Source organism: Tardiphaga sp., assembly GCF_044340795.1.
Classification (GTDB): Bacteria; Pseudomonadota; Alphaproteobacteria; order Rhizobiales; family Xanthobacteraceae; genus Tardiphaga.
Window position 1 is genome coordinate 1 of the sequence record NZ_JBIISY010000058.1, and the last position, 22331, is coordinate 22331.

Consider the following 22331-nt stretch of genomic DNA (forward strand, 5'->3'; position numbering starts at 1 on the left):
CCTACAAGAACAAGTACTTTACCGGCGACGGCTGCCGGCGCGATGCCGACGGCTATTACTGGATCACCGGCCGCGTCGATGACGTGATCAACGTGTCCGGCCATCGCATGGGCCCCGCGGAAGTGGAGTCGTCGCTGGTGGCGCATGATGCCGTGTCGGAAGCCGCGGTCGTCGGCTATCCCCACGACATCAAGGGCCAGGGCATCTACGCCTATGTGACGCTGATGGCCGGCATCGAGCCGACGGAAGACCTGCGCAAGGAGCTGGTGGCCTGGGTCCGCAAGGATATCGGCCCGATCGCCTCGCCCGACCTGATCCAGTTCGCACCGGGCCTGCCGAAGACCCGTTCCGGCAAGATCATGCGCCGCATCCTGCGGAAGATCGCAGAGGACGAGCCGTCGTCGCTGGGCGATACCTCGACGCTCGCGGATCCGGCTGTGGTCGATGATCTCGTCGAGAAGCGGCAGAACAAGAAGAAGGGGGCGTAAGGCCCTCGGTCGCTCACCGTCAGGGCGAAGCAATCCAGTTCTTTGCCAAGCGCTGGATTGCTTCGTCGCTACGCTCCTCGCAATGACGAGAGGCCACGTCTCGGTACTTTCACTACTGTCTGTGTATACTGAATCGCCCGCTTTCGCGGGCGATGACACAAAGAGTGAGGGGAGAGACGCTATGGATCGCCGTTCCTTTGTTCTTGGCGGCGCCGCGCTGCTCACCGGCGCTGCTGCAGCCCATGCCCAACACGCCGGCCATCACCCAACCCTCCCTGCCGCGCCATCCTCCACCGAGCCCTACGCCAAGCTGCAAGGCGGTGTGCCGCATCACATGACGCCGGAGCAGGAGGCGCAGCGCGTCACCGACAGTCCCGCGCCGAAAGGCCCGCCCGGCAAATGGCAGCCGCGCGCGGCCCTGCCGCTGCCGCGCAGCGAGATGGCATGGGCGACGGCCTGGGCCGACCGCATGCACATCGTCGGCGGCTATGGCGAAGGCCGGGTCGATCGGCCGTATCATCACGTCTACGACGCCGCGAAGGATCAGTGGTTTAACGCCGCACCGCTGCCGCGCGGCGCCAATCACGTCTCGGTCGCCGCCGATGCCGGTCGCGTCTATGCGCTGGGCGGCTTCATGCAGCAGAACCGCGGCTCCGATCAGAACACGTACGCCTATGACGTCGCGGCCGATCGCTGGGACAGCATCGCCCCGCTGCCGCGTCCGCGCGGGGCCGGCGCGGCCGTGGCGCTGAATGGCAAGATCCACCTGATTGGTGGCGCATCAGAGCCTGCGGCCGAACGCGCCAGCGTCGGCTGGCACGAGGTCTACGACCCCAGGACCGATAAATGGGAGACGCGAAAAGCATTGCCCGGCGCGCGTGACCATGTCGGCTGTGTCGCTTTTGGCGGCGTCATCCATGTGATCGGCGGGCGCTTCAACACCTTCGAATACAATACCGACCTGCATCACGTGTATCTGCCCGAACGCGACACCTGGGAATTGCGCAAACCGCTGCCGGTGGCGCGCTCCGGTCATGGCCTCGTGATCTATCGCGACCGGCTGTTCGCCATGGGCGGCGAGTCCGGTGTGATCCGCGACGGCAAGATCACGCAGGAAAAGGTGTTCGGCCAGATGGAGAGCTACGATCCCCGGACCGACAGCTGGCAGAGCCACGCCCCGATGCTGACCCCGCGCCATGCGGTGGGCGCCACGGTGATCGGCGACTGGATCTATGTGGCCGGCGGTGGTGCGGTGACCGGTGGCGCCGTGCAATCGGCGATCCATGAGGCGTTTACGCTGGGGTGATCGGGATTGCGTAGCCCGGATGGAGCGAAGCGCAATCCGGGACCGGCGTTTCAGCTGGTTCTACTGTCCCCGGGTTACGCTCCGCTTCACCCGGGCTACGGGCCGACGCTTTCACGCGATTGTCAGCCCCGCAACAACCCATCGCGTCCAATTTAGAGCGAGTGTTGTTTCCCGATCATTTACTTTAATTCCGAGTTCCCCTCATTAAACGGCGCCTCGGTGCGGCTCACGCGCCGTTGGAGACCGGCTGTTTACGCGGCCGGTCGATGCTTCCCGATATTGCAATGATGTGCTCGCCCGCAGGGGCGGGACGACCTCGCCCGGCCGATACCGGATGGTCGAATTTGGAGAGATCGATGTCTTCGAAAATTGCAGGTGCATTGGCCGCAACCCTTGTGGCTAGCACCCTGGCCGCCACGTCCGTGCAGGCGGCCCCCAGCCTCGTCAACTTCCGCGGCGAATATGCCCCCGGCACCATCGTGGTGAAGACCGGCGAGCGCAAACTCTATCTCGTGGTCGAGCCCGGCGTCGCCGTGCGCTATCCGGTCGGCGTCGGCAAGCCCGGCAAGCAGTGGGCAGGCGTCACCAAGATCGACGGCAAGTATCGCCAGCCCGCCTGGTCGCCCCCTGCCGATGTGAAGCGCGACAATCCGCGCATTCCGGACGTGATCCCGGGCGGCTCCCCCGCCAACCCGATGGGCGTCGCCGCCATGACGCTCGCCGGTGGCGAATATGCCATCCACGGTACCAATGTGCCGAAGTCGATCGGCGGCTATGTCTCCTATGGCTGCGTGCGCATGTATAACGAGGACATCACCGACCTGTTCTCGCGCGTCAATGTCGGCACCCAGGTGGTTGTCACCCAGCGCTGAGTATTGTCGCTTTCGCTCTGACAAGCCGCGCCCACAGCGCGGCTTTGTCATTTGTCGCACCAGCCGCCGCGATGGCCGCCGCCATAGCTGCGCGCGAAACCGCCGGCCAGCAGGGCGGCCGAAACATCCGGCGTACGACGCGTGGCGACGTTGGCGACCACGCGGCCGGGATATTTGTCGGCGCCGATATTGTAGATCGTCACGCCGCCTTCCTTGAGCAGTCGCTTCAGGGCAGCGGTGGCATCCTCGGCGAGGCGGATCTCAGTGGTGCACTGGCCTTTGAGCTCGGGCGCATCGATGCCGCGCAGACGGATGCGCGCGGTGAGATCGTCGCCGGGTGCGATGTGCACGCGGGCACCAAAGGTGTCGCCATCGATGGTGTAGAGCACATCCACCGCATGGCGCTCGTCACGGCTGCCGGTTCGCTGCACGATCGCATTGGCGTCGCGTTCGGCCTGGGTCTCGTCATGGAAGACAGTCGGCAGCCAGCGCTTCAGCGGCAGCGCCGAGCCCGCTGCCATGCCGAGCACAAAGATCCACGGCCACAGGCGCGACAGACGCGCCCGCCATGGCGACGCATGATGGATGCGTGATGCTGGCGGCATGGGATGGCGCTACAAGCGATCGGAAATCCGGAAATGGAATGGCGTCAAAAATCCGACGCGATGCCTTTGCGTTCCCAGTCGCCGAAGCGGGTCGGCTCGGGGCCATCCGGCCCCTGCAACTCCTTGGCATGGGGCGAGGGCGCGGCGGCTGCGGCACGGCGCTCCTCGGCCTCGGCCAAAGCGCGCTTCGCAGCCGGCGACAGCACCTTTTCCGGCGCAGCATCAGGCACGATGGAGTGATCTGCTGGTTTGTCGTTCATCTCGATGATCCCTGTGAACCGGCAAGGGCCCGCACGCGTTACCAATTTCGTATCGCAGAACTAATGTGCGACACTGACCATATAAAGGCGATTCTTACATTTGGCATATTCGCGTGCGACAGAATCGGTCCCGCCCGCTGCGGCCGAAATTCTCGCCATTCCCGATCTTCCATTGTGATATTGCTGCATGCCGCAAGTGAAATACGCACCGCCACCCGAGGTCCCTGGCCTCGCCGCGCGACGCATCGCAGCCGACATTCTGGATGGCGTGCTGCAGAAACACCGCACGCTGGATGATCAGCTCGAGGGCTCTGCCGCCCATCCCGGCCTGAAGACACTGTCGGACCGCGACCGCGCGCTGATGCGTCGGCTTGTCGCGACGATCCTGCGCCGGCTCGGCACGCTGGGCCAGATTCTCTCCCGTCTGCTCGATCGCGGCATTCCCACCGATGCGCCGCGTGCGCAGAGCGCGTTGCTGATCGGCGCTGCGCAGATTCTCTGGATGGACGTGCCGGATCATGCCGCCGTCGATCTGTCCGTCCGGATGGTGCAATCGGATCGCCGTGCTGCGAAATATGCCGGCCTCGTCAATGCCGTGCTGCGCCGCTGCGCGCGCGAGGGGCAGGAACTGATCGCCGAAACGGCCGGCCAGAGCCTGGACGTGCCGCCGTGGCTGTTCGCCCGCTGGTCCGCGCATTATGGCGAGGCGACCGCACACGATATCGCCGCCGCACTCAGCCACGAGCCCTCGCTCGATCTCACCGTGAAATCCGACGCCGAAGCCTGGGCCACACGCCTGCATGGCGAAGTGCTGCCGACCGGCACCGTGCGCACGCTGCTGCAGGGCTCGGTGACCATGCTGCCCGGTTTCAACGACGGCCAGTGGTGGGTGCAGGACGCCGCGGCAGCATTGCCGGCACGGCTGTTCGGCGATCTCAAGGGCAAGCGCATCGTCGATCTCTGCGCCGCGCCAGGCGGCAAGACCGCGCAGCTCGCCCAGGGCGGCGCGCATGTCGTCGCCGTGGATCGCTCACCGAACCGCGTGGCGCGCTTGCGCGAAAATCTCGCGCGGTTGCTGTTGCAGGCGGAGACCATCGTTTCCGACGGCACCGAATATCCCGGCGAGGGCTTTGATGGCGTTCTGCTGGATGCACCGTGTTCCTCCACTGGCACCATCCGCCGTCATCCCGATGTCGCCTGGCTGAAACAGGAAGCCGACATCACCATGCTGACGGCCCTGCAACGTCGTTTGCTGGCCAAGGCAGTGACCATGCTGAAGCCCGGCGGCGTGCTGGTCTATTGCACCTGCTCGATGGAACCCGACGAGGGTGAACACGCCATCGCCGATCTGCTGGCGCATGACAGCAGCATGCGCCGTGTACCCGCGACTGCCAGCGAGGTTGCCGGCCTCACCGAGATCATCACGCCGGATGGCGATTTGCGTACGCTGCCAAGCCATTTGCCACATGCCGATCCCCGGCTTGGCGGACTCGACGGCTTCTATGCAGCGCGACTGATTAAATCCTGATATTTACTGGACTATTCCTTTGATTCGGCGGGCGTCCACAGGGCGTCTCCTTGTACTGTGTGCGGGCGGCGTTTCCGGCTAAGAAGGATTCGCAACGGTATTTCTCTGTTTCCATCCCACCCTGATTCCGGACCAAGGCACACGTGGTCGCTCACCGCAGACGTATTTCGAGGCTGATCCTCGGCCGCTTCGCGCGGAGTGCGCTGGCGCGCATGTCCGGCGGCTCGGCGGCGGTCTCGCGTCTGTGGCCCGGCCGCACCGATCGCCTGCTAATTGCGCCGCATGACCTGCGCACCACCGATGCCACGCGCGCAGCCGAGATCTATGCCGGCCGCTTCGTCTTCGCCGGCAAGATCGTCACCTGCCACGGCCGCTCCATCTTCGATCTGGAACCGCCATCGGAAGACTGGGAAGTCTCGCTGCTCGGCTTCGGCTGGCTGCGTCACCTGCGCGCCGCCGACACCGCCATCACCCGCGCCAATGCACGCTCGCTGATCGACGACTGGATGTCGAATACCTCGCGCAAGCGGCCGAATGGTCGCCGGCCCGAGGTGATTGCGCGCCGCGTGATCTCGTTGCTGTCGCAGGCGCCGCTGGTGCTCGGCGACACCGACGGCAAATTCTATCGCCGCTATCTGCGCATGCTGGCGCGCGAAATCCGGACCCTGCGCTATGCGCTGCCGAGCGCCGCCGACGGCCTGCCGAAGATGCAGGTGCTGATCGCGCTGTGCTACGCCTCGCTCTGCCTCGCCAACCAGGCCAACAACATCCGCGCCGCGGCGAAGCGGCTGTCCGATGAATTGCAGAAGCAGATACTGCCCGATGGCGGCCATGTCTCGCGCAATCCGAATGCGCTTATCGAATTGCTGATCGATCTCTTGCCACTGCGCCAGACCTTTGCCGCACGCAACATCGCGCCGCCGCCGGCGCTGCTGAATGCGATCGACCGCATGATGCCGATGCTGCGCTTCTTCCGCCATGGCGACGGCAATTTCGCGCTGTTCAACGGCATGAGCTCCACGCCCTCGCATCTGGTCGCCACGCTGCTGGCCTATGACGACACCCATGGCGTGCCGATGGCCCATATGCCGCATACGGGCTTCCAGCGCCTGGAAGCCGGCAACATGACCGTGGTGATCGACACCGGCTCACCGCCGCCACCTGATGTCAGCCACGAGGCGCATGCCGGCACGCTGGCTTTCGAGCTGTCGTCCGGCGCCAGTCGCATCGTCGTCAATTGCGGCATGCCCTCGACGGCGCGCGACAACTGGCGCGTCTTCGCCCGCTCCACGGCTGCGCATTCGACGGTGAGCTATCACAACACCTCGTCGAGCCAGTTCGTCGAGGCCGGCGCCATGAAGAAGTTCTTGCGCGGCTCGCCGATCACCAACGGCCCGCACAATGTCGAGAACTATCGCGAGGTGATGACCGACGGCACCATGCTGACCACTGCCCATGACGGCTACAAGTCGCGCTTCGGCATCGAGCATCGCCGCATCCTGACCATCGCCGCCGACGGCAACCGGCTGGATGGCGAGGACATCGTCACGCCCGCGCCGGGATCGCGGCTGAAGGGCAACAACACCGATTATGCGGTCCGCTTCCACCTGCATCCGTCGGTGAAAGCGAGCCGGCTGAGCGACGCCCGCGGCGTCATGCTGGTGCTGCCGAACCGCGACGTCTGGACCTTCGAGGCCCTCGATGACAAGGTCGATCTCGAGGACAGCGTGTTCCTGGCCGGCAATGACGGCCCGCGCCGCACCGCCCAGATCGTGATCCACCAGGACGCCCGCCAGACCGGCAGCGTGCGCTGGAGCTTTGCCCGATCGAATTCGTCGCCGTCGCAGACGAGTGCGCGGCGGAACGCGCGGCGCGAGCCGGAATTACCGTTGTAATTCAGTCGCTCACCGCCAAATTTCTGGCATGCCAACCGGCCCGGTTTCACGCCCCGCCAAACCATGCTACGCGGCTGCCTTCTCCCACGGGATACACCATCATGACCGACCATCCGCGCAAGGTAACTCGCGCTCTTTTGTCCGTTTCCGACAAGTCCGGACTGATCGAATTCGCCCGCGCGCTGTCCGCGCATGGCGTCGATCTCGTCTCCACTGGCGGCACCGCCAAGGCGATCGCTGCGGCGGGCCTCAAGGTGTCCGACGTCTCCGATCTCACCGGCTTCCCGGAAATGATGGATGGCCGCGTCAAGACGCTGCATCCGAAGGTACATGGCGGCCTGCTGGCCATCCGCGACAATGCCGAGCACAAGAAAGCCATGGCCGATCATGGCATCGCGCAGATCGATCTCCTGGTGGTGAATCTCTATCCGTTCGAAGAGACGGTGGCGAAGAACGCCTCCTGGGAAGACTGCATCGAGAATATCGATATCGGCGGCCCCGCCATGATCCGCGCCGCCTCGAAGAACCATGACGACGTCACCGTCGTGGTCGAGCCGTCGGACTATCAATCGGTGCTCGACGAACTCGCGACCAATAACGGCGCGACCACCCGCACGCTGCGCCGCCGCCTGGCCGCCAAGGCCTATGCGCGCACTGCCGCCTACGATGCTGCGATCTCCAACTGGTTCGCCGAACAGCTCAACACCGAAGCGCCGGATTTCCGCGCCGTCGGCGGCAAGCTGGTCGAGGCGCTGCGCTACGGCGAGAACCCGCACCAGACCGCAGCCTTCTATCGCACGCCCGAACTGCGCCCCGGCGTCGCCTCGGCACGCCAGGTGCAGGGCAAGCAGCTCTCCTACAACAACATCAACGACACCGACGCGGCCTATGAGGCCATCGCCGAGTTCGATCCCAAGCGCACCGCCGCCTGCGTCATCGTCAAGCACGCCAATCCCTGCGGCGTTGCCGAAGGCAGCAATCTGGTCGAGGCCTATCGCAAGGCGCTGGCCTGCGATTCCACCTCGGCTTTCGGCGGCATCGTGGCGCTGAACCGCACGCTGGATGCCGAGACGGCGAAAGTGATCACCGAAATCTTCACTGAAGTGATCGTGGCGCCGGATGCGAGTGATGAAGCGATCGCCATCGTCGCGGCGAAGAAGAACCTGCGCCTGCTGCTGGCGGGCAGCCTGCCCGATCCGCGCGCGGCCGGCTTTACTGCAAAGACAGTGGCCGGCGGTCTGCTCGTTCAGAGCCGTGACAATGCTGTCGTGGACGACATGACCCTGAAGGTCGTGACCAAGCGTCAGCCGACCGAGGCCGAACTGCGCGATTTGAAGTTCGCGTTCCGTGTCGCGAAGCACATCAAGTCGAACACGATCGTGTACGCGAAGGACCTCGCCACGGTTGGCGTTGGCGCCGGCCAGATGAGCCGTATCGACAGCGCGCGCATCGCGGCCCGCAAGGCGCAAGATGCAGCAGCCGAGATGAAGCTCGCCGAGCCGATGACCAAGGGCTCGGTGGTCGCCTCCGACGCCTTCTTCCCGTTCGCGGATGGTCTGCTGGTGGCCATCGAGGCCGGTGCCACGGCGGTGATCCAGCCGGGCGGTTCGGTACGCGACGATGAAGTGATCAAGGCCGCCGACGATGCCGGCATCGCCATGGTCTTCACCGGGACACGGCACTTCAAGCACTAAGCTCTGCTGTCATCGCCCGGCCGGCGCGCAATTGCGCGCTGGGGCCGGGCGATCCAGTAGACACTGACATCGATGTAAAAACGCAAGCTGCTGCGTCTACTGGGCCACCCGGTCAAGCCGGGTGGCGACAGCAAGAGTTACGCCTGCCGCACCCGTGCCAGCAGCGCCAATCCCGCGACGAAGAACAGCACCAGCACCGCCATCCCCGCCTTCTGGCTCGCCGTCACCGCGGTGACGACGCCGATCAGCAGCGGGCCGATGAAGGACGTGACTTTTCCGGTCAGTGCAAACAGCCCGAAGAACTGGCCGATGCGATCCTGCGGCGCCAACCGGATCAGCAATGTGCGCGAGGCTGCCTGCAACGGGCCACCAGCCATGCCGATCAGGCAGCCGAGCAGCAGATAGGCTTTCTCCGCCGGTGCTGCAAACAGTCCGCCATTCGGCTGCGGCGGGGTCACTTTCATGAACAGGATGGTTTCCTTGTCGATCAAGAGGATCGACACGATCGCCAGCAGCAGCAGCAGCAGCGATCCGGCGATCACCCGCTTCGGGCCGAATGCGTCATCGAGCTTGCCGCCCATGAAGGCGCCGAAGGTGCCGGCGATGGCGAGAATGATGCCGAACGTGCCGATCTGGATCGTGTTCCAACCAAACGTGCCGGCCGCATAGATGCCGCCGAAGGCGAACAGCGAGACGAGGCCGTCGGTATAGATCATGTTGGCGATCAGGAACGCCATCATCGATTTGTGCTTCGGCAATTCGCGCAGCGTGTGGCCGAGATCGGTCAAGCCCGCACGAACGGCATTGCTCGCTTTTACCCGCGCCGGAAAATCCGGCGTGAACAGGAACATCGGCAGCACGAAAACGACGAACCACAGGCCCGACAATGGCCCGGAAATGCGATCGCCCTCGAACGTCGCGGGATCGAGGCCGAGGATCGGCGTCAGGCCGAACAGCGTCTTGCCGCTCGATGGATTGGCGGCCATGAAACCCAGCACCACGACCAGGCTGAGAATGCCGCCGACATAGCCGAGCGCCCAGCCCGAGCCCGACAGCCGCCCGATTTGATCCGGCGGCACCAGGGTCGGCATCATCGCATTGTTGAACACCGTGGCGAATTCGACGCCGATGGTGGCGAAGCCATAAGCGAGCAGCAGCGGTAGGATCAGCGCGGGATCGCCGGGTTTGCCGGTCCACATCAGGCAGGCGCCGATCACGAAGATGGTCCCGAAACCGGCGATCCACGGCTTGCGGCGTCCGCTGGCATCCGCGATGGCGCCGAGCACCGGCGACATCAGCGCGATGATCAGGCCGGCACATGCCGTCGCGAATCCCCACAGCGATTGTCCCGTCGCCGGATCGGCCGCGACACGGGTGGCAAAATAGGGCGCGAACACAAAGGTCGTGATCAGGCTGAAATAGGGCTGCGCGGCCCAATCGAAGAACATCCAGCTGACCACCGCGCGGCGCGGCGGATAGCGGGTCGGAATAGCCGCGACAGGAGAAGATGCGGCGACGACCGCCATGGAGTGTTCTCCTCAAAGAACCGCGTGTTGTGGATGACGATTCTCAATCCATATAGCATGCAAGGCGGTTAAACGATCGTGACCGCCGCCCAGCCGGAGCCATCGATGAATCGTTTTGCTTTCCTGCGTTGTGCATGCGTTGCAGCACTCGCAGTAATATTGGTATCGGCCGGGCCGACAAACGCGCAACAATCGCGCGACAACTATACTCCCGCACCGCTGGGTACATTGAAGCCGGTTGCCGCCAAGCAAGGCATGGTCGTTGCGCAGGAACGGCTGTCCGCGCAGGTCGGCGCCGATGTCATGGCGCGCGGCGGCAATGCCATTGATGCCGCCGTGGCCACCGGCTTCGCCATGGCCGTCACCTATCCCCGCGCCGGCAATATTGGCGGCGGCGGCTTCATGGTGATCCACACCGCCAAAGGTGAGAGCACCGCCATCGATTATCGCGAGACGGCGCCCGGCAAGGCGACCCGCGACATGTTTCTTGGCAGCGACGGCAAGCCAGAGATCGCGAAATCGCGTGACAGTGCGCTGGGCATCGGCATTCCCGGCACGGTGGCGGGCCTCGCGCTCGCGCTGGAGAAATACGGCTCCGGCAAATTCACGCTGTCGGACCTGCTGCAGCCTGCCATCGCGCTGGCGCGTGACGGATTCGTGCTCACCGATGATGGTGCCGATACGTTGCCGGACTGGCATCGCCGGCTGGCGCGCTGGCCATCGAGCAAACCGATCTTCTCACGATCCGATGGCACGTCGTTGCGCGAGGGCGACAAGCTTGTGCAGGCCGACCTGGCGCAGACGCTGACGGCCATCGCGCAGCAAGGACCGCGCGGATTCTACGAAGGGCCTGTGGCTGAAAAGCTTGTCAAAGGCATCAACGAGGCCGGCGGCATCTTCACGCTCGACGATCTCAGGACCTATCAGCCGGTGATCCGCGAGCCCGTGCGCGGCAACTATCGTGGCTATGACATCGTCTCCATGCCGTTGCCATCGTCCGGCGGCACGGTGCTGCTGGAAACGCTCAACATCCTGGAAGGTTTTCCGCTTGCCGAAATGCAGCAGGGGTCGGCGCCATCGCTGCATCTGCTGATCGAGGCAATGAAGCGCGCCTATGCCGATCGCGCGCGCTATCTCGGCGATCCCGCTTTCGTCAACGCACCGATCGACACGCTGATCTCGAAGGATTATGCCGCGAAACAACGCGCCACGATCGATACCAGGCACGCGACGCCATGGAGCGATGCACTGACACCGAAGCCGCCGCGCGAGGGCCAGAACACGACGCATTACTCCGTCGTCGACAGCGCCGGTAATGCAGTGAGCAATACCTACACGCTGAACTTCAGCTACGGCGTCGGCCTCGTGCCCGAAGGCACCGGGGTGCTGCTCAACAACGAGCTCGACGATTTCACCGCATCGCCCGGCGCATCCAACGCGTATGGTCTCGTCGGCTATGAGGCCAATCTGCCAGGCCCCGGCAAACGCCCGCTCTCGTCAATGACACCGACCATCGTGCTGAAAGATGAGAAACCCGTGCTGGTGACGGGCTCACCCGGCGGCAGCCGTATCATCTCCACGACGCTGCAGGTCATCGTCAACGCGCTCGACTACAACATGGACGTGATGTCCGCCGTGTCGGCACCGCGCCTGCACCATCAATGGTTGCCCGATGAAGTGCGGATCGAGAACGGCTTGTCGGACGCGGCACTCGACGGGCTGAGAACAATGGGACACAAGATCGTGAAGCCGATGGGGCAGACTTCGGCCAACTCCATCATGATCACGAAAGATGGACTGCTCGGCGCGCCGGACCCACGCACGCGTGGCGCTGCCGCCATCGGCAACTAAAGGGCGACACAGCGCATTTGTCCGCATGGCAGCGAGGCTCTCACGGGTAGCTTAGCGCATTGCCAAAATGTCGCAGCATCGGGCAACCTTCCCTGCAGCGGCGCGTTCACGCGCCGTGCCGAGCCTCACAACAGAGGCGGCCAAGGGAGGACTTTCGTGACTTTGAATTTCGTAAAAGCCGTTGCGGCCGGCGTGCTGCTGATGTGTTCGACTGCTGCGCTTCATGCCGAGGATGGCACACTGCGCGTCGGCATCATCACCGACATGAGCGGGCAATATGCCGACGGCAACGGCAAGGGGTCGGTGATCGCGGCGCAGATGGCGGCCGAGGAAATCGGCGGCAGTGTCGATGGCCGCAAGATCGAGATCATTTCCGGCGATCACCAGAACAAGCCGGACGTCGCCACCGGCATCGTGCGCGACTGGATCGACAACAAGAAGATCGATGTGGTGGCCGAGGGCGTGAACTCTGCCGTGGCGCTGGCGGTGCAGAACCTCACCCGCGAGCGCAAGAAGATCTTTCTGATCTCCGGCGCCGGCTCGTCTGATATCACCGGCAAGCAGTGCTCGCCGACATCGGTGCAGTGGACCTATGACACCTATGCGGCGTCGAACGGCACCGCCAAGGCCATCGTCAAGCGCGGCGGTGATTCCTGGTTCTTCCTCACCGCCGACTATGCCTTCGGCCAGGCGCTGGAGCGCGATGCATCGCGGGCCGTGACGGCCAGCGGCGGCAAGGTGGTCGGCTCGGTCCGGCATCCGTTCAGCACCGCAGATTTCTCGTCCTTCCTGCTGCAGGCGCAGTCGTCGGGCGCGAAGGTGCTGGGCCTCGCCAATGCCGGCGCGGATTTCTCGACGGCCGTGAACCAGGCGGGCGAATTCAACATCCAGAGCAGCATGCAGATCGTCGCATTGCAGGTGACGCTGACCGACGTGCATGCCATGGGCCTCGCCAATGCCCATGACCTGATGTTCACCGACTCGTTCTACTGGGACCGCACGCCGGAGACCCGCGCCTTCAGCCAGGAATTCTACAAGCGTCATGGCGCGATGCCGACCGCCTATCAGGCCGGCGTGAACTCGTCGCTGCGTCACTATTTCAAGGCCGTCGCGGCGACGAAGAGCACCGACACCGAGAAGGTGATGGCCTGGATGCGCGCCAATCCGGTCAATGATTTCTTCGCGCAGAACGGCAAGGTCCGTGAGGACGGCCGCATGGTGCACGACATGTATCTGATGCGCATCAAGAAGCCGACGGAATCGAAGCAACCATGGGATCTGTATGAGACCGTGGCGACGATCGCGGGTGATGATGCGTTCCGGCCGATGGCAGAAGGCGGTTGTCCGTATCTGACGCACTGAACTTCGTTATTGCGAGACCGGGAGAAGCCGATGGCTTTTCCCGGTGCGAGCGACAGAGCATCCAGCAACGTCGGATCGAGTATCGCTCGCAATGGCGACCAGTCATGGAATTTGCGCCGTTGAATGCAAGCGTCTCATCGTTGCGTGCTCAAAAATCGCGCCTGCGCTGCAAAACATATGGCTTTGACAGCAAGCCGTCCCGCCGACCACACTTGGCGCCGACGCAGGGATAGAGACGGCCGGGCATTCTGACCAACGGCCGCATGCGCAACATCATCCATTCGAGATCGTCATGTCCGCGCGCGCCGGGATGCGTGACGGCGCATGTTCACGTCGGCACACGACGTGCGGACATCGCTCGAAAGTCAAAGGCGGAAGGAAGATACGCATGACACATTTCACGCGCCGTCATTTCAATGCATTGTTCGCAGGCAGTGTCGGCTCGGCGCTCGCGGCCCCTCATGTCGCGCGGGCGCAGCCGCTCGACAAGGTGCGGTTCTGCTGGACCAATACCGTGACGGCGTCTGCACAGCTGCAGCACACGCTGAAGAACACGGACATCGCCGCGAAACACGGATTACAGCTGGAAATGATCCAGTTCGTCGGCGGGCCGCCGATCAATGAGGCGCTGGTGTCCGGCGCAGCCGACATTGGCAGTGTCGCCGATTTCAGTGCGGTGATGCTGATGTCGGCGGGCGCGCCGATCAAGGTCGTGGCGCATCAATCGAGCTTCCGTTCGGCTGTGCTGGCAACCACCAAGTCGGGCATCGATTCACTGGCGGGTCTCAAGGGCAAGCAGGTATTCGGGCTGTTCGGGATCACAGCCTATCTGAATGCGCAGGAAGCCGTGCGGGGCGCCGGACTCAAGGTCGGCAGCGACATGAACTTCGTCAATCTCGGCACGCCGGAGCTCGCCGACTCCGTGCGCGCGCAGAAGATCGACGCTTTCTTCATGTGGGATCCCTGGGTGACGCTGTTCGAGCAGGCCGGCCTCGCCAAGGTGATTTCGCAGAACACCGCGCCGGCCATGGTGCTGCAGGCGCGCGACGAGTTCGTCAGCAAGCGACCGGATGTGCTGAAGCGTTTTCTGCGCGCTCATGCGGAAGCGCTGTTCTATGCCAGCCAGAATCACGAGCGCACCAACAAGTGGTTCCAGTCGCTTGAACCGGCCAAGAGCATCCCGACCGAAGTGATCGAGCGCGCTTCGACCTTCGATCCGAACTGGAGCGTCAAGAATTTTGCCGACATCACTACCGCGGTCTCGCCGACTGGCCTTGCCAGCATGCAGCGCATGGGCGAGTGGGGTCATGGCGAGAAGCTGCTGCCGCGCGTGCCGAAGGTACAGGACTCAGTGAATCTGGAGATCGCGAAGGCCGTCGATGCGGAAGCAAAGACGAAGCACTTCGACATCGCAGCGGTGAAGATCACCGGAGGCAACTGAGGGGCGCAGAGCGGCGTCGAGGGGGACCGGCGCCGCTCTGCCCTGAACTACTTCCCGATCTCATACGGGCCGCCGACTTCCAGCGCACGCTGATAGGCGGGCCGGGCGTGGATCTTCGCAAGCCATGCCATCGCTTTCGGATGGCCTTGCTCCAGCCCGCCCCGCGCTTGCAGCTTCGAGCGGGAAGCTCATCTGGATATCGGCTGCGGTGAAATCATCGCCGGCGAACCATTCGCTCTTGCCCAGTTCGCTTTCCCAGAACGCCATGTGCTGCCTGAGCTGCGGCGTCACCAATGTCGCCAGCGCTTTGGTCGCCACCGCATTCACGATCGGGCGGATCAGGAACGGCGCGCGTTTCGGCAACAGTCCGAAGATCAGCTTCAGCAACAGCGGCGTCATCGCAGAGCCTTCGGCGTAGTGCAGCCAGTAAGTGTAGCGCAGCCGTTCGGGCGTATCGTCGGCGGGGATCAGCCGGCCCTGGCCATAGGTCTTCAGGACGTATTCGATGATGGCGCCTGACTCGGCGACGGTGTTGCCGTTGTCGGTGATGACCGGTGATTTGCCGAGCGGATGGATGGCCCGCAGCTCCTTCGGCGCCAGCATGTTCGGTTGGCGCTGATAGCGTTTGACCTCATAGGGCGCGCCCAGCTCTTCCAGCAGCCAGAGAACCCGCTGCGAGCGGGAATTATTGAGGTGGTGAACGACGAGCATGCTGGTCCTTGAGGCGTCCGGAACGGATTTTATTTATCCGGGTAATATTGACGCAAATATCATCCGGGTGTAATTAGCGGCCGTTCCGATGACAGGACGGGGGCGGCCATGACCGATAGCACTGTTTCTCCTTACACAGCCTTCGCTGGCTCCAAGCTGCTGGCCAGTGGGCCATTGGCCGAGGTGGCGGTGGCCGTGAAGATCGCGACAGGGCCGATCGCCGACCCGATCATCATTTTCGACAACGCCACCGGCAAGTCCATCGACATCGACCTGCGCGGCAGCCATCGCGAGATCATCGCCCGCCTGCCGCAACCGGTACCCGCGAGCGAGGTTCCGGCCGAGCCGCGCGGCCGCGGCCGGCCGAAGCTCGGTGTCGTAGCCCGCGAGATCACGCTGTTGCCGCGGCATTGGGACTGGCTCGCCGCCCAGCCCGGCGGCGCCTCGGTGGCCCTGCGAAAACTGGTGGAAGACGCCCGCCGCGCCCATGGCGACCGCGACCGTGCGCGCGCCGCCCGCGATGCGGCCTATCACTTCATGTCCACCATGGCGGGCAATCTGCCGGATTTCGAGGAAGCCTCGCGCGCTCTGTTCGCAGCCGACCGGCGGAAGTTCGGCGAGCTGATCGCGGGATGGCCGGTGGATATCCGCGATCACATCGTGCGGCTCGCTTTCGCCGATCACAGCTGACACCTCATGGTGGCGCGCGACAGGCGCGCCGCCAGCTCCCATTCAGGACTGTTTCAATGCCCGCGGAAAAACCTCTGTGGCAGGACTTTCTCGTCTTCGTCGGACCGATGATGGCGAGCAACATCCTGCAATCGCTGTTCGGCACCATCAACAATGTCTATCTCGGCCAGATGATCGGCGTGAACGCGCTGGCAGCGGCATCGTCGGTGTTTCCGCTGATGTTCTTCTTCGTCGCCTTCGTCATCGGGCTCGGCACCGGCGCCGGCATCCTGATCGGCCAGGCATGGGGGGCAGGGCAGCGCGACAAGGTGAAGGAGATCGCCGCCGCGGCATTGCTCGCGACGCTGGTGATCGGGTTCTCGATCTCGATCTTCGGCGGGCTGTTCGCGCGCGAGCTGATGATCGCGCTGGCGACGCCGGCGAATATTCTCGATCAGGCCACCGACTATGCACGCATCATGATGCTGGGCATGCCGCTGACCTTCTATTTCCTGCTCTCGACGTCATTGATGCGCGGCGTCGGCGACACCATGACGCCGCTGGTCGGGCTGGCGATCTCGACCGTGCTCGGCCTGATCATCACGCCGGCGCTGATCCTCGGCTGGCTTGGCCTGCCACCGCTCGGTGTCGCCAGCGCGGCGATCGCTTCCGTCATCTCCACCGCTGTCGGCATGACATGGCTGTCGATCCATCTGATCCGTCGCAACCATCCACTGGCGCCGGACCGCGCCATGCTGCGGCACCTGCATGTGGATCTGTCGCTGCTCGGCCGCATCCTGCGGCTCGGCATTCCGACGGCGATCCAGATCGTCACCATGTCGGTCGCCGAACTTGCATTGCTCGGCATCGTCAACGGTTTCGGCTCCGATGCCACCGCGGCCTACGGCGCCGTCAATCAGGTAATCAGCTATGCGCAGTTTCCGGCCATGTCGATTGCGATCTCGGCGTCGGTGTTCGGCGCGCAGGCCATCGGCCGTGGTGACGTCGCGCGGCTTGGCTCCATCGTGCGCACCGCGCTGGTGCTGAACATCGTGCTGACCGGCGGACTGGTGGCGCTGATCTATCTGTTCTCGCGAACGGTGATGGGCTTCTTCATCACCGAAGCGTCCGTGCTCGACCTGTCGCAGCACCTGCTCCACATCACGCTGTGGAGCAGCATCGTGTTCGGCATGTCCGGCATTTTCTCGGGCACCATGCGTGCATCGGGCACGGTGTTCATGCCGACCTTGCTGTCGGTGCTGGCCATTGCACTGATCGAGGTGCCGAGCGCCATCGTGCTGAGCCGGCATTTCGGCGTCACCGGCGTCTGGTACGCATGGCCGATCACCTTCTGCGCCATGTTCCTGCTGCAGGCGAGCTATTACCGTTTCGTCTGGCGCAAGAAGACCATCACGCGCCTGATCTGATTGCGCCCGCCCGCCATCACGATATGATGACCATCATGAAAAGAGTGGACGCGGCAGCCATGCCGCGCCACACTCGTCAGCAACGATGGTCGGAAAGATCATGACATCCGGGAGGGCCACTTGGCACAGACAGTCCAGTTCCTGTTCGATTTCGGCAGCCCCAACGCCTTCTTGAGCCATGAGGCGATCCCCGCCATCGAGGCACGGACCGGGGCCAAGTTCGACTATGTCCCGGTGCTGCTCGGCGGCATCTTCAAGGCGACCAATAACCGCTCGCCGGCCGAAACCTATGCCGGCGTGAAGAACAAGCGCGAATTCCACCAGCTCGAGACCGAGCGCTTCGTCAGGCGCTTCAAGGTCAAGCCCTATGCGTGGAATCCGAACTTTCCCGTCAACACACTGAACCTGATGCGCGTCGCTGTGGCGGCGCAGCTCGAAGGCGTGTTCGAGAAATATGTCGAGGCGGCATTCCATCACATGTGGGTGGAGCCGAAAAAGATGGACGACCTGGAAGTCGCCATCGCCGCGCTGAATTCGTCCGGTCTCGATGGCGTCGGGCTGCTGGCGCGCGGGCAGGAGCCTGACGTGAAGGCAAAGCTCGTGGCCAACACGCAGGACGCCGTGGAACGCGGGGCGTTCGGGTCGCCGACCTTCTTCGTCGGCACGGAGATGTTTTTCGGCAAGGAGCAACTCCGCGAAGTCGAGGAGATGATTGCATCATGAGCAGCCGCAACGCCACCGTGGCCGTGATCGGCGCCGGCGATTTCATCGGCGCCGAGATCGCAAAGAAATTTGCCGCCGAAGGCTTCACCGTGTTCGCCGGTCGCCGCAACGGCGACAAGCTGGCGCCGCTGGTGAAGGACATCGAGGCCAAGGGCGGCAGCATTCATCCGCGCTCGCTGGATGCGCGCAAGGAGGAGGAGATCACCGCCTTCCTCAACGACGCCGACGCCCATGCGCCGCTCGAGGTCTGCATCTTCAATGTCGGCGCCAATGTGAACTTCCCGATCCTCGACACCACCGAGCGGGTGTTCCGCAAGGTCTGGGAGATGGCCTGCTATTCCGGCTTCCTCGCCGGCCGCGAGGCGGCAAGGCTGATGCTGCCGCGCGGGCAGGGCAACATCTTCTTCACCGGCGCCACGGCCAGCCTGCGCGGCGGCTCCGGCTTCGCTGCATTCGCCTCGGCCAAATTCGGCCTGCGTGCGGTGGCCCAGGCCATGGCGCGCGAGCTCGGCCCGAAGAACATCCATGTGGCGCATCTGATCATCGACAGCGGGGTCGATACCGAATGGGTGCGGCAGCGCCGGCTGGAAGCGCTGGGGCCCGAGGCCCTCGACAATCCGGACCTGCTGATGCCGCCGGCCTCGGTGGCGGAGTCCTATTGGCAGCTCTACAGCCAGCCCCGCAGTGCCTGGACTTTTGAAATGGAGATCCGGCCGTTTGGGGAGAAGTGGTAGGCCCAGGGCTGCCCCTCGCTCCTGGCGTCATGCCCGGGCTTGACCCGGGCATCCAGCTTTTGATGATGCGGACGACGACGGATGGCCGGGCTTCAGCCCCGCAGGCGGGACGAGCCGGCCATGACGATCGGGATGAATTCATAAGGACTTCGAAATGCGTATTCTTGTGGTCGGCGCCGGCGCCATCGGCGGCTATTTCGGCGGCAGGCTGTTGCAAGCCGGAAACGACATCACTTTCCTGGTCCGCCCGAAGCGCGCCGGTGAGCTGGCCAGCGCCGGCCTCGTCATCAAGAGCCCGCACGGCGACGTGACGCTGAAGAACCCGCCCACGGTGCAGGCCGACCAGCTCACCGAAACATTCGACGTGGTGCTGTTGAGCTGCAAGGCGTTCGATCTCGACGATGCGGTCAAGTCCTTTGCGCCGGCCGTGGGGCCGAAGACGACCATCATTCCGCTGCTCAACGGCATGAAGCATCTCGACACGCTGGAGCAGATCTTTGGCGCCGACGCGGTGATGGGCGGCCAGTGCCAGATCGCTGCCACGCTCAACGCGGCGCGCGAAGTGGTGCAGATGACGCCGCTGCAGGTGCTGAGCTTCGGCGAGCGCAAGGGTGGCAGTTCCGAGCGTGCAAAGGCCATCGACGCGGTGATGAAGTCCGGCAACTTCGGCGGCACCTCGTCCGAGACCATCATCCACGACATGTGGGAGAAGTGGGTTTTCCTCGCCAGCATCGCCGGCGCAACCTCATCCATGCGCGGCGCCATCGGCGATATTCTCGCAGCACCGGGCGGCCGCGATTTCATTCTCGGCGTGCGTGACGAATGCGCGGCCGTGGCCGTCGCCAATGGCTTCACGCCGCGTCCTGCCTTCATCGAGCGCACCGAGGCCATGCTCACCGCGGAAGGCTCGAAGGCAACGGCCTCGATGTATCGCGACATTCTCGGCAAGTCTGCCATCGAGGCCGACCAGATCGTCGGCGACATGATCGCCCGCGCCGACGCGGCCAAGGTCGCGGTGCCACGGATGCGGATGATCTATACGCATCTGAAGACGTATGAGAACCAGCGGGGCGGTTGAATCTCGGATTCGTAGGATGGGTTGAGCGTAGCGAAAACCCATGCTGCTCCACCCTCGCGGCAGGCTCAGCTGATGGGTTATCGCTCCGGCGCTTCGCGCCTCCGCTCAACCCATCCTACGGCCCAAGCGTCACAAATGCGCCAGATAATGCGCCAGCGCCTCGATCTCTTCCTCGCTCAGCGAATAGGCCACTTCTGCCATCGCCGCCATGCCGCCGCCGGCACGGGCGCCGGACTTGTAGTCGCGCAGCGCCTTCAGGAGATAATCCTCGCGCTGCCCGGCGAGCCGCGACACCGCCTTGGTGCCGGCATAACTATCCAGATGACATGACGCGCAGCGGCGGCCGGCCGCCGCCTGCTTGCCTTTCGCCGACAGGTCCGGATTGTCGTCCTGTTTCTTCTCCGGCGGCTGCAGCGAGGCGAAATAGGCACCGAGATTGCGGATGTCGCTGTTGTCGAGCTGCTCGACGATCGGCTTCATCTCCTCGCTCTTGCGCGTGCCCGCGCGGAAGAAGATGAGTTGCCACTGGGTGAACTGATCGGGCTGCGCGGCGAGGGAGGGCATGTTCTCCATCTGCGAGATGCCGTTCTCGCCATGGCAGCCGATGCAGAGTTCGGCCTTTTCCTTGCCGGCGGCGATGTCGGCGGCGGATGTCGGAAGCGAAGTGACGGCGATCAGGCAGAGAGAGGCAACGATGGATCGGGACTGCATTTCCGCATTCCAACTCGCTCGTGTGCATGCACGTCATTGCGAGGAGCGAAGCGACGAAGCAATCCAGTCCTTCCTCCGGCTCTGGATTGCTTCGCTGCGCTCGCAATGACGTGGAGGGGCCAGCGGACCGGCCCCTCGCGACATCATTCGCGCTCGATCACTTCGCGTAAGAGATCCGGTACACCGCACCGGCCCAGTCATCCGCAATCAGCAGCGAGCCATCCTTCGCCAGCACCACATCGGCCGGGCGGCCGAGATAGCCCTGGTCGCCCTCGATCCAGCCGGTGGCAAAGTCCTCCTGCTTGGCATTCTTGCCATCGGGATCAGCGATCACGCGCTTGATGCGTGCGCCCTGATACTTGTGGCGATTCCACGAGCCATGCTCGGCGATGAAGATGTTGTTCTTGTACTCCGCCGGAAACATGTCGCCGGTGTAGAACTTCATGCCGAGCGGCGCCACATGCGCACCGAGATTGAGCACCGGTGGGGTGAACTCCGAACATTTGTGACCCATGGCGAATTTCGGATCCTCCATGTCACCCTGATGGCAATGCGGATAGCCGAAATGCTCGCCGAGTTTCGTGATCATGTTGAGCTTGTCGCTCGGCATGTCATCACTGATCCAGTCGCGTGCATTCTCGGTGAACCAGTATTTGCCGCTGCGCGGATCGACGTCGCCGCCGACGCTGTTGCGCACGCCGAGTGCCACGATCTCCGCATTGCCGGTCTTCGGATCGACGCGACGGATCTGCGACAGCGATGTGGGCGGAATGCCGATATTGAAGGGCGGGCCGAAGGGCACATAGAACCAGCCCTCCTTGTCCGGCGCGAGATACTTCCAGCCATGCGCGGCATAGGACGGCATGTCGTCATAGACGACCTTGCCGGTGCCGAGATTGTCCAGATTGGCTTCCGCATTGTCGTAGCGGATCAACTTGTCGATATCGATGACATAGAGCGCGCCATCCTGGAAGGCGAGGCCGGTGGGCATCTTCATGCCCTTGAGGATCGTCTTGACCTCCTTCTTGCCGCCCTTGTCGGTGATTGCATAGACATTGCCGATGCCGAACGAGCCGACGAACAGCGTGCCCTTGTCGCCCCAGGCCATCTGCCGCGCGGCGAGCACGCCGGAGGCATAAACCTCGATCTTGAAGCCGGCCGGCAGTTTGATCTTCTTCATCATGTCGGCGAGTTCTTTGTCGGACGCGCCAGTGGGCGGGCCGGACGGCGGAGCGAGACCTTTCTGCGCTTCGGTCTCGTCGCCGAGGAACCAGTCATCGGGTGGATTGGTCCAGAAATCCTTGGTGTCGGATTTGTAGCTCTTGAGCTTTTGCTGCGCGCTGACATGCGTGATGCCAGCCAGACTGACGGCGCTCACGCATCCAAGAACGGCGCATGCAAGAACGGATCGCGCAAAGGCAGATCGATTTGGAATCGATTTCATCGCGTT

General features: G+C 63.8%; 18 protein-coding genes and 2 pseudogenes. 14 read left to right on the forward strand and 6 right to left on the reverse strand.

Annotated features, from left to right (window positions below; translation table 11 throughout):
* The 3 genes and pseudogenes from ACIQ17_RS12045 to ACIQ17_RS12055 all read left to right on the forward strand — a co-directional run.
* A pseudogene (locus ACIQ17_RS12045) lies at positions 1 to 488 on the forward strand (acetyl-coenzyme A synthetase); the annotation flags it as partial.
* 181 nt (positions 489 to 669) lie between these two features.
* The gene (locus ACIQ17_RS12050; RefSeq protein WP_398468794.1) at positions 670 to 1794 is read left to right on the forward strand and encodes a Kelch repeat-containing protein; all 1125 of its coding nucleotides are present in this window, start codon (positions 670 to 672) and stop codon (positions 1792 to 1794) included.
* A gap of 356 nt (positions 1795 to 2150) precedes the next feature.
* On the forward strand, positions 2151 to 2666 hold the full coding sequence (locus ACIQ17_RS12055; protein ID WP_398468796.1) for a L,D-transpeptidase: 516 nt from the start codon (positions 2151 to 2153) through the stop codon (positions 2664 to 2666).
* 47 nt (positions 2667 to 2713) lie between these two features.
* Here ACIQ17_RS12055 and ACIQ17_RS12060 read toward each other — a convergent pair whose 3' ends face one another.
* Both ACIQ17_RS12060 and ACIQ17_RS12065 read right to left on the reverse strand, forming a co-directional pair.
* Positions 2714 to 3271, reverse strand: coding sequence for a thermonuclease family protein (locus ACIQ17_RS12060; RefSeq protein ID WP_398468798.1), 558 nt, complete (start codon positions 3269 to 3271; stop codon positions 2714 to 2716).
* 44 nt (positions 3272 to 3315) lie between these two features.
* On the reverse strand, positions 3316 to 3531 hold the full coding sequence (locus tag ACIQ17_RS12065; protein ID WP_398468800.1) for a DUF1674 domain-containing protein: 216 nt from the start codon (positions 3529 to 3531) through the stop codon (positions 3316 to 3318).
* Positions 3532 to 3718: 187 nt separating this feature from the next.
* Between ACIQ17_RS12065 and ACIQ17_RS12070 the strand changes: the two genes are divergently transcribed.
* From ACIQ17_RS12070 to purH, 3 genes are all read left to right on the forward strand, one after another.
* Positions 3719 to 5059, forward strand: a complete 1341-nt coding sequence (locus ACIQ17_RS12070) for an RsmB/NOP family class I SAM-dependent RNA methyltransferase (RefSeq protein WP_398468802.1) — start codon at positions 3719 to 3721, stop codon at positions 5057 to 5059.
* 212 nt (positions 5060 to 5271) lie between these two features.
* On the forward strand, positions 5272 to 6954 hold the full coding sequence (locus tag ACIQ17_RS12075) for a heparinase II/III family protein (RefSeq protein ID WP_398468840.1): 1683 nt from the start codon (positions 5272 to 5274) through the stop codon (positions 6952 to 6954).
* Positions 6955 to 7055: 101 nt separating this feature from the next.
* Entirely contained in the window at positions 7056 to 8648 is a 1593-nt protein-coding gene (gene purH, locus ACIQ17_RS12080) for a bifunctional phosphoribosylaminoimidazolecarboxamide formyltransferase/IMP cyclohydrolase (protein WP_398468804.1), read from the forward strand.
* 137 nt (positions 8649 to 8785) lie between these two features.
* Here purH and ACIQ17_RS12085 read toward each other — a convergent pair whose 3' ends face one another.
* On the reverse strand, positions 8786 to 10174 hold the full coding sequence (locus tag ACIQ17_RS12085) for an MFS transporter (protein WP_398468806.1): 1389 nt from the start codon (positions 10172 to 10174) through the stop codon (positions 8786 to 8788).
* 105 nt (positions 10175 to 10279) lie between these two features.
* Here ACIQ17_RS12085 and ggt point away from each other — a divergent pair, with 105 nt between their 5' ends.
* The 3 genes from ggt to ACIQ17_RS12100 all read left to right on the forward strand — a co-directional run bounded on the left by ggt (position 10280) and on the right by ACIQ17_RS12100 (position 14828).
* On the forward strand, positions 10280 to 12025 hold the full coding sequence (gene ggt, locus ACIQ17_RS12090) for a gamma-glutamyltransferase (protein ID WP_398468808.1): 1746 nt from the start codon (positions 10280 to 10282) through the stop codon (positions 12023 to 12025).
* A gap of 201 nt (positions 12026 to 12226) precedes the next feature.
* On the forward strand, positions 12227 to 13387 hold the full coding sequence (locus ACIQ17_RS12095; RefSeq protein ID WP_398468842.1) for an ABC transporter substrate-binding protein: 1161 nt from the start codon (positions 12227 to 12229) through the stop codon (positions 13385 to 13387).
* A 388-nt stretch (positions 13388 to 13775) separates the two neighbouring features.
* Entirely contained in the window at positions 13776 to 14828 is a 1053-nt protein-coding gene (locus ACIQ17_RS12100) for an ABC transporter substrate-binding protein (protein WP_398468810.1), read from the forward strand.
* Positions 14829 to 14875: 47 nt separating this feature from the next.
* Here ACIQ17_RS12100 and ACIQ17_RS12105 read toward each other — a convergent pair.
* A pseudogene (locus ACIQ17_RS12105) lies at positions 14876 to 15539 on the reverse strand (glutathione S-transferase family protein).
* Positions 15540 to 15647: 108 nt separating this feature from the next.
* On the opposite strand from ACIQ17_RS12105, the gene ACIQ17_RS12110 reads away from it, so the two are divergent.
* The 5 genes from ACIQ17_RS12110 to panE all read left to right on the forward strand — a co-directional run bounded on the left by ACIQ17_RS12110 (position 15648) and on the right by panE (position 20170).
* Entirely contained in the window at positions 15648 to 16229 is a 582-nt protein-coding gene (locus ACIQ17_RS12110) for a DUF2239 family protein (protein ID WP_398468812.1), read from the forward strand.
* Between the two features lie 56 nt (positions 16230 to 16285).
* Positions 16286 to 17635, forward strand: coding sequence for an MATE family efflux transporter (locus tag ACIQ17_RS12115; protein WP_398468814.1), 1350 nt, complete (start codon positions 16286 to 16288; stop codon positions 17633 to 17635).
* Between the two features lie 120 nt (positions 17636 to 17755).
* Positions 17756 to 18358, forward strand: a complete 603-nt coding sequence (locus ACIQ17_RS12120) for a 2-hydroxychromene-2-carboxylate isomerase (RefSeq protein ID WP_398468816.1) — start codon at positions 17756 to 17758, stop codon at positions 18356 to 18358.
* Entirely contained in the window at positions 18355 to 19092 is a 738-nt protein-coding gene (locus ACIQ17_RS12125) for an SDR family oxidoreductase (RefSeq protein WP_398468818.1), read from the forward strand. The genes ACIQ17_RS12120 and ACIQ17_RS12125 overlap by 4 nt, the downstream gene beginning before the upstream one ends.
* 154 nt (positions 19093 to 19246) lie before the next feature.
* Complete coding sequence (panE, locus tag ACIQ17_RS12130; protein ID WP_398468820.1) at positions 19247 to 20170, forward strand: 2-dehydropantoate 2-reductase; 924 nt, start codon at positions 19247 to 19249, stop codon at positions 20168 to 20170.
* A 129-nt stretch (positions 20171 to 20299) separates the two neighbouring features.
* On the opposite strand, the gene ACIQ17_RS12135 is transcribed toward panE, so the two are convergent.
* Positions 20300 to 20881 carry a c-type cytochrome gene (locus tag ACIQ17_RS12135; RefSeq protein WP_398468822.1) on the reverse strand — a complete coding sequence of 194 codons (582 nt, stop codon included), beginning with the start codon at positions 20879 to 20881 and terminating at the stop codon, positions 20300 to 20302.
* A gap of 157 nt (positions 20882 to 21038) precedes the next feature.
* Complete coding sequence (locus ACIQ17_RS12140; RefSeq protein WP_398468824.1) at positions 21039 to 22325, reverse strand: PQQ-dependent sugar dehydrogenase; 1287 nt, start codon at positions 22323 to 22325, stop codon at positions 21039 to 21041.
* Positions 22326 to 22331 lie beyond the last annotated feature (6 nt).